Origin of the sequence: Nostoc sp., from assembly GCF_036917775.1 — a bacterium.
In the GTDB taxonomy this organism is placed as follows: Bacteria; Cyanobacteriota; Cyanobacteriia; order Cyanobacteriales; family Nostocaceae; genus Nostoc.
The window spans coordinates 47,362-60,442 of record NZ_JBALEQ010000015.1; the positions used below are offsets into that span (position 1 = coordinate 47,362).

11 protein-coding genes are annotated in these 13,081 nt (G+C 40.5%); 6 read left to right on the top strand and 5 right to left on the bottom strand.

Annotated elements, in window-relative coordinates; all coding sequences use genetic code 11:
• Positions 1 to 32: 32 nt before the first annotated feature.
• From V7K69_RS01820 to V7K69_RS01840, 5 genes are all read left to right on the top strand, one after another.
• Positions 33 to 1,097, top strand: a complete 1,065-nt coding sequence (locus V7K69_RS01820) for a mannose-1-phosphate guanylyltransferase (protein ID WP_185581351.1) — start codon at positions 33 to 35, stop codon at positions 1,095 to 1,097.
• A gap of 78 nt (positions 1,098 to 1,175) precedes the next feature.
• Positions 1,176 to 1,472 (top strand): membrane protein insertion efficiency factor YidD, encoded by a 297-nt coding sequence (yidD, locus tag V7K69_RS01825; RefSeq protein WP_335030864.1) that lies wholly within the window; start codon positions 1,176 to 1,178, stop codon positions 1,470 to 1,472.
• A 31-nt stretch (positions 1,473 to 1,503) separates the two neighbouring features.
• Positions 1,504 to 3,150 (top strand): ABC1 kinase family protein, encoded by a 1,647-nt coding sequence (locus V7K69_RS01830; RefSeq protein WP_335030866.1) that lies wholly within the window; start codon positions 1,504 to 1,506, stop codon positions 3,148 to 3,150.
• A 287-nt stretch (positions 3,151 to 3,437) separates the two neighbouring features.
• A complete protein-coding gene (locus V7K69_RS01835; protein ID WP_335030868.1) occupies positions 3,438 to 4,418 on the top strand; it encodes an ABC transporter ATP-binding protein in 981 nt (326 codons plus the stop codon).
• 48 nt (positions 4,419 to 4,466) lie between these two features.
• Positions 4,467 to 5,255, top strand: coding sequence for an ABC transporter permease (locus tag V7K69_RS01840; protein WP_335030870.1), 789 nt, complete (start codon positions 4,467 to 4,469; stop codon positions 5,253 to 5,255).
• A 177-nt stretch (positions 5,256 to 5,432) separates the two neighbouring features.
• On the opposite strand, the gene V7K69_RS01845 is transcribed toward V7K69_RS01840, so the two are convergent.
• Both V7K69_RS01845 and V7K69_RS01850 read right to left on the bottom strand, forming a co-directional pair.
• Complete coding sequence (locus tag V7K69_RS01845) at positions 5,433 to 7,331, bottom strand: serine/threonine-protein kinase (RefSeq protein ID WP_335030872.1); 1,899 nt, start codon at positions 7,329 to 7,331, stop codon at positions 5,433 to 5,435.
• Between the two features lie 334 nt (positions 7,332 to 7,665).
• Positions 7,666 to 8,502 carry an alpha/beta fold hydrolase gene (locus tag V7K69_RS01850; protein WP_335031015.1) on the bottom strand — a complete coding sequence of 279 codons (837 nt, stop codon included), beginning with the start codon at positions 8,500 to 8,502 and terminating at the stop codon, positions 7,666 to 7,668.
• A 247-nt stretch (positions 8,503 to 8,749) separates the two neighbouring features.
• On the opposite strand from V7K69_RS01850, the gene V7K69_RS01855 reads away from it, so the two are divergent.
• Positions 8,750 to 9,397, top strand: a complete 648-nt coding sequence (locus V7K69_RS01855) for an MOSC domain-containing protein (protein ID WP_335030874.1) — start codon at positions 8,750 to 8,752, stop codon at positions 9,395 to 9,397.
• Positions 9,398 to 9,452: 55 nt separating this feature from the next.
• On the opposite strand, the gene V7K69_RS01860 is transcribed toward V7K69_RS01855, so the two are convergent.
• The 3 genes from V7K69_RS01860 to V7K69_RS01870 form a co-directional block, all read right to left on the bottom strand.
• Complete coding sequence (locus tag V7K69_RS01860) at positions 9,453 to 10,373, bottom strand: bestrophin family protein (RefSeq protein ID WP_335030876.1); 921 nt, start codon at positions 10,371 to 10,373, stop codon at positions 9,453 to 9,455.
• Between the two features lie 599 nt (positions 10,374 to 10,972).
• Positions 10,973 to 11,371, bottom strand: a complete 399-nt coding sequence (locus V7K69_RS01865) for a VOC family protein (protein WP_335030878.1) — start codon at positions 11,369 to 11,371, stop codon at positions 10,973 to 10,975.
• Positions 11,372 to 12,055: 684 nt separating this feature from the next.
• The gene (locus V7K69_RS01870; RefSeq protein WP_335030880.1) at positions 12,056 to 12,958 is read right to left on the bottom strand and encodes an SIMPL domain-containing protein; all 903 of its coding nucleotides are present in this window, start codon (positions 12,956 to 12,958) and stop codon (positions 12,056 to 12,058) included.
• Positions 12,959 to 13,081: the final 123 nt, after the last annotated feature.

The following is a 13,081-nucleotide window of genomic DNA, read 5'->3' on the forward strand; positions in this document are numbered from 1 at the left end:
TATAATGTTCTTCGGTAGGCGTGTATGACAACATGAATACTTTATTGTTCCCCGTAATCCTAGCTGGTGGTAAAGGTGAACGTTTTTGGCCCCTGAGCCGCAAAGACCGACCTAAGCAATTTTTAAGTCTTGATGGTAGCTCTAGAAGTTTATTACAAGCAACCGCCGATCGATTGATAAAACTCGGTGGCGGGTGGGATTCCTTGTGGGTAATCACTTCTAGTCAGATAGCTGAAGGGGTAAGACAACAACTACCCGATCTACCAGTTGAAAACTTACTGATTGAGTCGGAAGGCAGAGACACAGCCGCAGCCGTTGCTTGGACAAGTTTAGAAATCAAACAACGCTATGGAGAAGACGCTGTTATTGGCTTTTTCCCTGCTGACCACTGGATTGCTAACGAAGAAGCGTTTGCACACACATTAAGCGCGGCTACGCAACTAGCAGCAAGCACAGCAGCGATCGTTACACTGGGGATCAAGCCTACTTTTCCATCAACCGGTTACGGCTACATTGAACAAGGTGAAAAGATAGGTAGCTTTAATGAGTTGCCAGCTTATCACGTGAACCGCTTTACTGAAAAGCCCAACCGCGAAACGGCAGAGACTTTTTTATCTACGGGGCGCTTTAGCTGGAATAGTGGAATGTTCGTTTTTCGGGCAGGGGTTGTTCTCAAGGAACTACATACCCATGCTCCAGAAATTATCGAACCTTTAGAACAACAGGGTCCTGATATCTATCCCCAGTTGCCTAAGAAGAGTATAGACTATGCCCTAATGGAAAAGACAACTCTAGCATACGTTTTGCCAGTTGATTTTGGTTGGGATGATTTAGGAGATTGGAATGCGATCGAGCGGTTACTCAAAACAGAAGAGAATCCCAATGTAGAACTCGCTACCCACGTAGGTCTAGATACGCAGGGGGCGATTATTTATGCCTCAAATCCAGAGGATGTAGTTGTTACAATTGGTTTAGAGGACGTGGTGATTGTGCGCGATCGCAATGTCACCCTCGTTGTCAAAAAAGAACGTACCCAGGAAATTAAGCAGATCCTTAAGATTCTCCAAAGCGATTCCCGATTTACTGACCTGCTATAAAAGTTAGAACCCTTGGTAGAGGCGAAAAAGTCTATTTTCCCATTATAACTTGACTGTCTGTTATTTTATCTGACAGCTATGGACATTATTAGCTTTGAACCTCTGGCCAAGACAATGGCAATCGATTCTATTACTGCTTATCAAAAATATATTTCTCCGTCCAAAGGATTTTCTTGTTCTCATCGCTTATTACACGGTGGGGATTCTTGCTCTAGTTACGTCAAACGGATGCTGAACGAACAGAAGCTCCACGAAGCCGTACAATCATCCATAAAAAGATTTCAAGATTGTGCCGCAGCTAGCAAAACTTTAACAAGCATCAAAACTAGAGCCGGTTCCGGTTGTATTGTTATCCCTTGCTGCTTACCTCTTTAACTTCTCTGCCTTTTTGCAGTTTTTTACAAAAATGTTCCTTACTCAAACTGTTCCCCGTCAACGAGAAATCTTGGAAGTCTTCCTTCGCAATGGCTGGGACTATATGCGAAGGTTACTTACTGGTGGCAAAGCTGATGAACCCCAGCTGCCGACACCTGCGGTTTTAAAAAATATTCTGGTAGACTTGGGGCCAGTGTACGTCAAACTTGGCCAGCTACTCTCTACCCGTCCAGATTTACTTAGCGCCTCCTACATTGAGGAACTATCAACCTTACAAGACGAAGTACCACCAGTTCCTTGGTCAGAGATAGAAATAATCCTTCGCAAAGAATTAAAACGTCCACTAGCAGAAACCTTCAAGATAGTTAACCCGATCCCCGTAGCGGCGGGATCAATTGCCCAGACACATCGCGCTACATTAGCAGATGGTCGAGAAGTGGCTCTAAAAGTGCAACGTCCGGGAATTGATCTGACCATTGCCCAAGATATTGCTTTAATTCAAGGTATTGCCGATTTAGTAGCGCGAACTGAATTTGGGCAAACCTACGAAATCAAATCCATCGCTGAAGAATTTACCAAAGCCCTAGAAGCCGAGTTAGATTTTACACGGGAAGCGGGTTTTACAGACCAGCTGCGGCGCAACTTATCTAAAAGTCGCTGGTTTGATCCCACGCAAATAGTGGTTGCAGAGATTAACTGGGAATTGACCACAGAAAAATTACTGGTGATGGAATGGCTCGATGGAGTACCTTTCCTGGCGGCAGATTTGGATAATGACCCCAACGTTAAAGACTCTGCCGAAAAGCGTAAAGAAATAACTACTTTGTTATTTCGGGTATTTTTTCAGCAACTATATATTGATGGCTTTTTTCACGCTGATCCCCATCCGGGAAATTTGTTTTACCTTAAAGATGGGCGAGTTGCTCTCTTAGACTGTGGCATGGTGGGAAGACTTGATCCCCGCACACAGCAGATATTAACAGAGATGTTGTTAGCGATCGTTGATTTAGATGCTCAAAGGTGCGCTCAGTTAACTTTGCAGCTATCAGATTCTGCTCAACCAGTTATTTTGTCACGGTTAGAAAATGATTACGATCGCATGTTGCGAAAGTATCACAATGTCAGCTTGACGCAAATCAACTTCAGTCAGATAATTTATGAAGTTTTACAAGTAGCGCGTAACAATAAAATTAGATTACCTAGCAATATGGGTTTGTATGCCAAAACCCTAGCAAATTTAGAGGGTGTAGCGCGGACATTCAACCCAGAGCTTAATTTTTTCGATGAAGTTAAACCATTAATTACAGACTTGTTTCGTCGGCAATTACTGGGCGATAATCCAGTGCGATCGCTATTACGGACAGCCTTAGATATTAAAAGTCTCTCTCTCCAATCTCCTCGCCAAATAGAACTGTTATTAGACCGAGTTACCTCAGAAACCTTACAGTGGAATCTATCGCTGCGGGGTTTAGATGGCGTGCGGCGCACTATGGACGATGCGGCTAACCGACTATCTTTTAGCATACTAGTAGGTTCGCTGATTATGGGTGCAGCAATTATTTCCACTAGAGCGCAGACAACTCAGCTATCTTTTTTAAGCACCATCCTATTTGCCGTTGCTAGTTTATTGGGTTTGTGGTTAATTATCAGTACATTGCGATCGGGACGTTTGCGGTAAAGTCTATGTGTTGTGCATAATGCCCACCACAGTTAATCATGATATGTCACTGTCAAAAATCTCTGCTTTCGTATTTGGAACCACAGTAGAAGAATCTAGAAGTCAGAATTAAAAAAAACTCTTACTCACTATCCACTTTTTCGCTCAGAATTCAATTCTGTTAGCGGATAGCTAGGGTTTAGCCTATTCTGACTCCTGACTCCTGAGTTCTGTTTAATAAATAGCTCTAAACACCGATTATCTTTGTGTGTTTATCTGTATACAAGCGTGGTTCTAATATAAAAAATATGTCAATCATTGTTGCTGAAAATTTGAGTAAATCTTATCCAGTAGCAGTTAAAAGTCCGGGTATTAAAGGTACAATAACCCACCTTTTCCGCCGCACCTACCGCTCAATTAAAGCAGTGCAGGATGTTTCCTTTGAAATTGCCTCCGGTGAAGTAGTGGGGTTTTTAGGCCCAAATGGTGCTGGAAAAACCACCACACTAAAAATGCTCACGGGGCTGATTCATCCCTCTAGCGGTAAAGTCACGGTAGCTGGACAAATTCCGTTTCAGAGGAAAGAAGCATTTTTGCAAAAAATTACCTTGGTGATGGGGCAAAAACAGCAGCTAATTTGGGACTTACCAGCGCTGGATTCTTTGAGAATTAATGCTGCTGTATACAACATCTCTGATAAAGAATTCCAACGGCGGGTAGGAGAATTAACAGAGATGCTTTCCTTGGAAGGGAAGCTTACCCAACCAGTACGGAAGCTATCTTTGGGTGAGCGGATGAAGGCAGAATTGCTAGCAGCACTTTTGCATCGTCCCCATGTATTGTTCCTAGATGAACCGACTTTGGGATTAGATGTAAATGCTCAGGTAGCAGTACGCGATTTTTTGCGCGACTACAATCAGCGTTATCAGGCTACAGTGCTGTTGACGAGTCATTACATGGCTGATATTACAGCTTTGTGTCAACGAGTGCTGTTGATTCACCAAGGAAGCCTGATGTATGACGGTAGCTTAGATGGACTACTAGAACGTTTTGCCCCCTACCGGGAAGTTCATATAGAGTTAGCCCAACCTCTACCGATGGAAAAACTTATGACTTATGGAGATGTGCAACTCTTAGAAGGGCGATCGGTGCATTTTATGGTATCTAGAGAAGCGCTTACCCGCACGGTATCGAAGATTTTGACGGATTTAGAGGTAATTGATTTAACTGTCACTGAACCACCTGTAGAAGAAGTAATTGGGCGAGTTTTTCAGGCAGGTGTTGTGTAGCGATCGCTGCCAGAATTATAGAGTTGCCGAGGGGAGAATGCACTATCAATGAAAAAGATGATTCGAAAAGCTCTAACTTTCCTGTCAGTATACTACGCCTATATGGTTGAGTATCGAGCAGAACTAATTTTATGGGTTTTGGCTGGGTCTTTGCCGATTATCCTCATGGGTATCTGGATACAGGCAGCACAAGGCGGGCAGTTTGGGCTATCACCTGTAGATTTTGCCCGTTACTTTATCACGGTTTTCGTTGTTAGACAATTAACAGTTGCTTGGGTAATTTGGGACTTTGAAAAAGAGGTTGTTGAAGGCAAGCTTTCGCCCAAGTTGCTACAACCACTCGACCCAGTATGGCATCATGTTGCAGGGCATATTTCTGAAAGATTTGCTAGGCTATCGTTTGCTTTTTTATTAGTGATATTATTTTTTATTCTTTATCCCCAAGCTTTTTGGGTACCAAGTTTGAGTAGATTTTTGCTGTTTACATTGGCGGTGGCGCTAGCTTTTACTTTGCGGTTTACAATTCAGTACACCTTTGCCATGTTCGCTTTTTGGACAGAACGGGCTAGTGCTTTAGAAAATTTTTGGTTATTATTTTATCTATTTTTATCTGGTTACATAGCACCTTTAGAGGTTTTTCCAGAGCCTGTGCGGACAATAGTAATGTTTACGCCTTTTCCGTATTTGATTGATTTTCCTGCGAGTCTTTTAGTAGGGCTACCTGTGGATATAGGACGAGGATTTTGGTCAATGTTTGGTTGGACATTAGTGTTTTTGGGTCTGAATCGCTTCCTTTGGCGTGCGGGTTTGAAGAGGTATTCTGGGATGGGAGCATAAACGATTCATAATTACTAAACTGGCAATATATTATGGTTGGATAAACCTATAAATTTATATACTTTGCCATGCTATTTATTTTATAAATAAAAATTTATCCTCTTTAGTTAAGGGCTTTTTGTACAAATTTTTGGTTTTTAGATGCGAGAAATCGCCGTCTATAAAAGTGTTTTTGTATTATCTGAACTGTAATAAATTACTTGGTATCGTCCTAAACTTTTCTGCCGTCCCCAAGGAATAATCTTCTAACTTAAAATCAGCGAAAGGTTTCTTTTCTAACCTATCCCGTAGTGCTTCATCGAGAATGACACCTGCGGATTTATTTTTCACACCAATAATTATAATACTTCTCTGATATGTAGTTAAATCCTGATTTGCCTGACAATTACTCCTTTGAAATTGTCCTAAATTTAATATTCTATAACCTTTGACGCTTGGTGTATTAATAAATAATTTTTTGACTAAAAATTGAATTTGTTTAGAACGTTCTAGAGCCATTCGCTGTTGAACTGCTATGTTACCTTTACAGGCAACTGTACCTACAGAGATAATTTCCCTGGGTTCATCCATTATCTTTTGTATACCTTCTTGTTCTAAATTCAACTTTAAAAGGTCTATACTAATAATTTCATCATTATATTTAATTTGAAAAGTGCTACCTAAAAGCCATTTATATTCTAGTGATAAAACAGCTATATTAAATTCGGCTCTCCTCCCCTGCCTATCCCTACCTTCTTGATAAGAAAAATAATCAATTTTACCTCTTTTTTCAGGAGATTGCCCATAATTTGAATTCACAATAAATTTTGAGTTTCGCATTGCTAAAGCCACTATACTAAGTAATCCTAATATCACTAGCAACCCTGCAAAAAATTTCAGTAGTGGTACTTCTTCTGGCTCTTTCTGTGGCGATGATAAAGTTTTAGGAATTGGCGGGGACAACTCTTGTGTATTCAAATCAACTACTAAATTAATATTTTCAGGAGTTGTTTCTGTTAGCTCAGTTTCAACAACAGAGGCAAAAGGAATACTGTTTTCTGGTTCCTGCTCCGACAATAGCGAGATTGGCTCTGAATCCTCAACTTCTGCAAGTGGCTCCTCTACTTTGGGGGAACCTGACGCAACAGGTGGGGTTGAATCCTCATCTGAGCAGAACTTTTTGCCTTCTTCAATGTGTTCTAGACGCTGCAAAATTTCTTGGGCATTAGCAGGACGCTTTTTTATATCTGCTGCTGTGAGCCAATCAATTAAATTTAATAGTAAGGGTGAGATATCGATGGCGTGATTTTGCCAGTGCAATACATTTTGCTGGACATCATACATATCTAAGGGATGCTGTCCCGTTAGTAAAAATATAAAGGTGCGTCCCAAAGCAAAGAAATCTGATTGCGGTACTGCTTGACCATTCATTTGTTCGGGAGCGCTGTAGCCAGATGACATAAGTGCTGTCATCCCGCCGCCATTGCTCATTTGGTATGGGTCGGTTCTGTCAATTTCAGTGGCTGTGCCAAAATCAATCAGTACCAATTTCCCCCAATCCTTCCCAAGGGGGGATCTAATCATGATATTAGATGGCTTAATATCTCGATGCAGGTATTGTTTACGATGCACTAAATCCAAAATTTCCACTAATTGTTTTAGCCAAGCTACAGCTTGGTCTTCAGAAATGGGGCGATTCTGCTGCTGCTCTAGCCACTGTATTAAGTTGTACCCGTTGATTTTTTCCATTGCAATGCAATGCAACACTAAACCATTTCGAGTTTGATACTGGAAGTAACTATCTTGTTTGGGAATGCCGGGATGGTTGAATTGTTCCAGCACAGTTACTTCTTGCTGAAATAGTTCTACTGCTCTGGCGTTACCTGATAAATCCTCTTTGAGTATTTTGAGGATTTTAGGAGTATCTTGTTCATAAGCTTCATAAACTTTACTAAACCCTGTTTTGTCACTCAACAGGCACGTCACCCGATAACGCCCTAGCAATTCCAAATGGGAACCACAACTTTGACAAAAGCGGTTTTGTTCATTATTTGGGTGATTTGGTGTAGGGCAAACGGGATTGATACAAAGGCTCATGAGTGGCTTATCCGTACTTTAACAGTTATCAGTTATTAGCAGGACTTACGCAAACAATAGCCAAAACCCTTATTTTCAGCTAGGGGTAATTCATGTAGACGCAAAGTGGCTAATCTACGAGTTTTCCAACGGAGTAACCGCAGGATATTACCCCTACAGCATTGTAGTTTGGTGTAAGTCCTAATTAGTTATCAATAATCACTGAATGCTGAGGACTGATAACTAATAACTGATTTAAGGGGAGCGCAGATGCGTAGCCGCTTATCGCTAAACATCCTTCCTATTCATTCTTCTGTTGCCGGATGATAATCCCGTCTAATAATAATGAGATTTTTTATCTGTGTTCGGCCAAAAAAGCTGCAACAGTTTGGTTAAATGCCTCTGGTTGTGTCAAAAACGGCCAGTGATTGCCAGGAACTTGGCAAATGCGTAGTTTTTTGAGATAGGTTTTGTAGGGCTGGATTTGCCAATCTTGGCGATTAAGTCCTTGTTCTGGTTGGACAAAGAGCGCTTGGATATCAAGGGGGATTGTAAAACCAGGCACTTGCATAACTGCTTCAAAAATCCCGTTGCGGGCGGCGATGGTAAATTTGCTACCCCAAATACCATCGGGTTTTTCTTCTATTCCTGCTTGGAAAACTTGCTGTTGCAAGGAACTCCATCCTTGATATTGCTTTAACTGCCGTGCTTGTTGTTCGGCTTCTTCATAACTGGCAAAGGGGCCCATGCTTTTGAGAAAAGGTAAGAAGCGATACAACATCGGAAAAGTTAGCCTGAGAAGGCTGGGCATTTTCCAGATGAAAATGGGATCGACGAGAATTATACTTCGCAAACGCTTTGGGTTTTGCCTTGCCCAGATAGCGGCTAATTTACCTGTCCACGAATGGCTTACAATCTGGGCAGATGTCCATCCTAGATGATCCATGAGTGCTTCAAGGTCTGCGATCGCACTTTCAAAAGTATAATCTCTCTCAGGCTTGGTACTTTCGCCATGTCCACGCATATCTGGTGCGACTATGTGGTAGTCTGCTGCTAAGTCATTTCCTAAGCTAGACCACACTAAAGCATGGTCGCCTAAACCGTGTAACAGCAGTAAGGGTTCTTGACCTTGGTTCCACTCTAAGTAAGAAAGTTGGATATCAGGCTTTGATAAAGTTTGACGTACAGGCATCATTGCACATCCACCAATGAAGAGATAGTTTCGCGTTTATATACTACTGCGAAACAAGCTGGAGGGCAGGGAGAAATGAGTCGATGCGATGTGCTACACCTACGACTGGGCGTAGCGCTACTTATAAGATTATTAACTCTTTGCCAACAATTCCTAGCCTCAAAGTGGAAAATGAAGAGTGCTGAATTTTGTAAAGTTTGCTTTATATAATTAAAAATCCAATTTTTGCAAGAGAGGATATTAACTTATGCAGGTTATCTCAGTCAATGTAGGACTTCCTCGTGAAGTACTTTGGAAGGGCAAAATAGTTACAACGGGGATTTTTAAAGAACCAGTTGAGGGACGGGTAATGATGCAAACGCTCAACTTGGATGGAGATAGACAAGCTGATTTGAGTGTCCACGGAGGCAAAGACAAAGCAGTTTATGCTTATCCATTCGAGCATTACGACTATTGGCGGCACAAGTTACCTGATATAGATTTGCCCTGGGGAATGTTTGGTGAAAACTTGACTACAGTCGGGCTGTTAGAAGATGACATTAATATTGGCGATCGCTTCCAGATTGGTAGTGCAGAGGTAATGGTGACTCAACCTCGAATGCCTTGTTATAAACTGGGAATCAAGTTTGGACGTGCTGATATAGTTAAACAGTTTTTAGATAGCCGCCTAACTGGGTTCTACTTTTCGGTGCTACAAGAGGGCCAAGTAGGGAATGGTGATACTTTTGAGTTAATCAGTCGAGACTCAAATAATGTCACTATTGCCGATATTACCCGATTGTATGCACGCGAAACAGACGACCTAGAACTGTTACACCGCGCCGTAAAACTTGAGGCTTTACCTATAAATTGGCGAGACTATTTCCAGCAGCAAATCAAAAAGCTTAACAGATGAATCTCATGAATCTTAAAATTCTTAAGAAAACGTTCTAATTGTTTTATAAACAGTCTCAACTTTTCTCATAAGTCAAATTACCTTGGTGCGAACGCGCATTTGGAGTCAGAGTAATTAAATCGTCTATATTCCGTTTCATTGTGGCACAAATCGTATCTAGAGGTAAGTCGTTAGGGTCATAACCAAAAGGGTTTTCTATCTCCAAGCCGATTGCTTCAATCCCAAATACTGTAAAACCAACTAAAGCTGAAATTAAACCTGTCCACCAACCCAGAGTTGCCACTATTTGAAAGGGTAGTAATAAACAATATAGTAACAATAATTGCTTTAGATGAATGGCATAGGCTAATGGCATAGGTGTTTTTAAAATCCGCTCACAAGCACCTAAATTATCTACAAGATTGTTTAATAATTCTTGCATAGATGTGAGCTGGTAACTGTTAAGGCATTTGCGATGATATTGCTCCTGTAAATAATCTCCTATCCAAAAGGCAACCTCTATAGGAGGATTATTCATAATCTTCAATTTGATATATTTACTAGATGGCATTAAATCTTCTAACTCGCTATTGACTTCTTCTCCTCGCAAATGTAATTTAGTTGTCACAGCAAAAGCTACTAATAAATTTAATGCTGTAATTTTATTGTCTTTATCTTCTGGAGATATTTCGTCAATAGATACCCAAATTTGTCGAGCTAAATTTCGGATGTTATTTACTAGAGAACCCCAGCATTTTCTCCCTTCCCAAAATCTTTCATAAGCAGTATTTGTACGAAATACCAGTAATAAACCTAAAACAATACTAGGAATAACACTTCCTAAAATCGGTTGGGATACAGGCAGTTCAAAATGGTACAGTATAGAAATAAAAAATCCGAAAACTCCGCACCATAAGATATGTTTGTAAACTGCTTTCATGACCGAACCTTTAAATTGCAATGTTGTACTTAGCCATGTAATTTTTTTGGTTGTCATGCACTCACCCCAAGATAATATTTAGCGAATCGATAGATTAAATATCGCTACTTTAAAAATAATAACTATATAAATAGCAAAATTGGCAAACAGGATACTTTAAAAAGTAATCTTGCTAAAAAACATGATACATTTGCGAGAATAATTGTATTCTAGCTTCTGTTATACGGCTTATGTGAGTTGGAGTCTGGAAAGGCGTAAATACGTCAACATAGCTAAACATCTTGGCTAAACTACAGCCTGAAATCCTTGCTATCGGTAGGGCATTTTTAATTATTCACATAAGGCGTGTTATACAATATCGAGTCCGGTTAAATACCAATTATTAGGACTAATGCAAATAGTTTTTTGTCAGCGATTAAGCGGCCATTATATAAAAATTACCAGTGCTTGTGGCTAATTGTAAAGAAATGTAAATATTTTTCGATGGCTGCATAAATCCCGCGCTTCACTCTGATAAATCGATAGAAGAAAAGGTAGATAGCTCAGGGTAATGGTCATACCGCATTAGTCGGTGTCATCTACCCCAGTAAATCCAAAAGTTCAATCTGTACAAATCCTGCCCTGTAAATTGAATTATTTAGACATAACTTATTTAGTTATGTCTTTTTTTTAGGGTTAGTCTCAAAACGTTGAATTTCAATCAAATAACCACTGGGATCGCGAAAAAAACAGTGGTAAATATTGTACTTTTCATTTAGTGTAGGTGGCTTTTCAAATTTGACACCACGTTCTTTGAGATATTCAAACCACTCATCCACCTGTGGCGTTACTAAGGTAAAAATGACACTTGATTGCTTGTCAGCTAAAGGAACCGATGTTTCGCTTGCTTGACAAAATCCTAAGTATCCAGAACCACTAACAGTATAAATTCGACAGGCTCCTTGGTCAAGCCATAGCTGCAAGCCCAGCATTTGCTCGTAGAATTGTGTAGAGGCATTGAGATTATGGGTGTAAAAGAAGGTAATTTGCTGTTCTATTTGCGGATGAGTAGACATAAATACATTTGAGTATATACCCCAACGACATCAGGCGATCGCAGATGTAAAAATTGATTGATGTTAGAAACCTGTTACTACTCCAGAATGCCTTAAGTGCATCTGGAGTTTCTTTTTGCAAAAGCAATGTTTACGACAGGGGTTCCTGAGCGTAGCCCTTTGGCTGCGCCTACGCAATTTTTCAAATCATCCTGATAAGCCAAAAGACGGCTGAATAGGGATACATACTGAATTATTTATATTTAACATAGGGCATCACTTTGTTGATGTACCCCCCTCCTAGCAAACAACTCTCGCAAAGCAGCCTCAGATTTACTGGGGCTGTTTTGCGTTACTTCAATAAGACTTACGCATCTCATTTCTCTGTGTCCTCTGCGCCTCTGCGGTTCTTTATTCCGTAACTCGTGCGTAAGTCCTATTCAAACAGAAAACTTGTATAAATGAAGCAGTTAATCATCAGACATTCTTTAGTGTATTTGAGTGTATACCCTGATGACATAGGATACTCTCACGGTGAAAATTTGGTATAGGTAAATGCGTATCTTTCCTGACTCCAGATTTGTCACAAACATTTCTGGAGTTTTTTCATTATTAGAATTTTTGATGCGGCTCAGAAGAAAATAGTTAAGCGATCGCACTCTCAATCGTGACCATCTCAAAGTGCGATCCACTTAACATCAATACTTATTTAGTTGTATATGTCACGAAAATATCCTTTTTCATCTCAACTTCTGCTGGGGCATCTGGATTATAAGTCGGTGATAATAAAAAACTAGCAAATGATGGTAAAGGAACTCCAGTTTTAGAACTACATGAGGGATAAAATAATGTGTAAAATGGTTCGGCTACAGAAGGAACATCAAGTTTAACACTCATAGCAGTTGCTAAAGCCTGAGCGCGACTTTGAGCATCTTTCATAGCTGATTGATAAACTGAACTCTGCAAAGCCTGACAGTCATTTACTGCGTACTCAACGCCCACACTCTTGACGGAAATATTTTCAATTTGACTTGTTGCTTTGTTCACTGTAGCAACAATTTCCTGGACGCGCTCCCGTGTTGGTTTTTCTAACCTCACCAGTATTTTGGCGTTATTTTCGCTAGAATTCGGGTTAATTTGCACTTGAATTTTATCAGCACTAATCCCTTTAGCAACTATGCTATTAACTACAGGCTGGAGAGTTGCTTTAGTTAGTGGTTTTTTGCTTGGTGAAGATGCTGCTACTGTTTTGTAATTTAAAAATAGAGTTGGTGAGGCAGCCCGGTCTTGTTGTTCCAACAAAGAGGGACTGCCGTTCGCCCTTGGCGTGCTGGAGGCATACCCGGAGGGTGAGGATATGCGACGGGTTTGTGGTAGAGATGATGGTTGCGTTTCTGACTCACCATTGCTAGTTTCGCTACTGAATACCAGTTCAATATCAGCTGTATCTGCTGGCACTTTCACTACTCCTTGACCGATTACCATTAATGAATGGCGATCGCTTGCTGGTGGATAAAATAATTGGGCATTAGTAACTTTGGGCGTTAATACTCCCACGCCGACAGTCACCGTCATACTTACCAACATTAGAGCAGTTATTTTTCTCATATCCTGGGAATGTCCTTTGAACCTAATTGTCAAAGTTTACACCTCAAGAGCAGGATACTTACAAAAATATTGAGCTAATCCCACGACTAAACGCCGTAAAATTAGCTCAAAAATTAAAAATTC

What these genes read in the sequence shown, in the direction of transcription:
- V7K69_RS01870 (WP_335030880.1), bottom strand. Translation starts at nt 12,958, where the DNA reads ATGAGAAAAATAACTGCTCTAATGTTGGTAAGTATGACGGTGACTGTC.
- V7K69_RS01865 (WP_335030878.1), bottom strand. Translation starts at nt 11,371, where the DNA reads ATGTCTACTCATCCGCAAATAGAACAGCAAATTACCTTCTTTTACACC.
- V7K69_RS01845 (WP_335030872.1), bottom strand. Translation starts at nt 7,331, where the DNA reads ATGAGCCTTTGTATCAATCCCGTTTGCCCTACACCAAATCACCCAAAT.
- yidD (WP_335030864.1), top strand. Translation starts at nt 1,176, where the DNA reads ATGGACATTATTAGCTTTGAACCTCTGGCCAAGACAATGGCAATCGAT.
- V7K69_RS01860 (WP_335030876.1), bottom strand. Translation starts at nt 10,373, where the DNA reads ATGACAACCAAAAAAATTACATGGCTAAGTACAACATTGCAATTTAAA.
- V7K69_RS01850 (WP_335031015.1), bottom strand. Translation starts at nt 8,502, where the DNA reads ATGCCTGTACGTCAAACTTTATCAAAGCCTGATATCCAACTTTCTTAC.
- V7K69_RS01855 (WP_335030874.1), top strand. Translation starts at nt 8,750, where the DNA reads ATGCAGGTTATCTCAGTCAATGTAGGACTTCCTCGTGAAGTACTTTGG.
- V7K69_RS01835 (WP_335030868.1), top strand. Translation starts at nt 3,438, where the DNA reads ATGTCAATCATTGTTGCTGAAAATTTGAGTAAATCTTATCCAGTAGCA.
- V7K69_RS01840 (WP_335030870.1), top strand. Translation starts at nt 4,467, where the DNA reads ATGAAAAAGATGATTCGAAAAGCTCTAACTTTCCTGTCAGTATACTAC.
- V7K69_RS01820 (WP_185581351.1), top strand. Translation starts at nt 33, where the DNA reads ATGAATACTTTATTGTTCCCCGTAATCCTAGCTGGTGGTAAAGGTGAA.
- V7K69_RS01830 (WP_335030866.1), top strand. Translation starts at nt 1,504, where the DNA reads ATGTTCCTTACTCAAACTGTTCCCCGTCAACGAGAAATCTTGGAAGTC.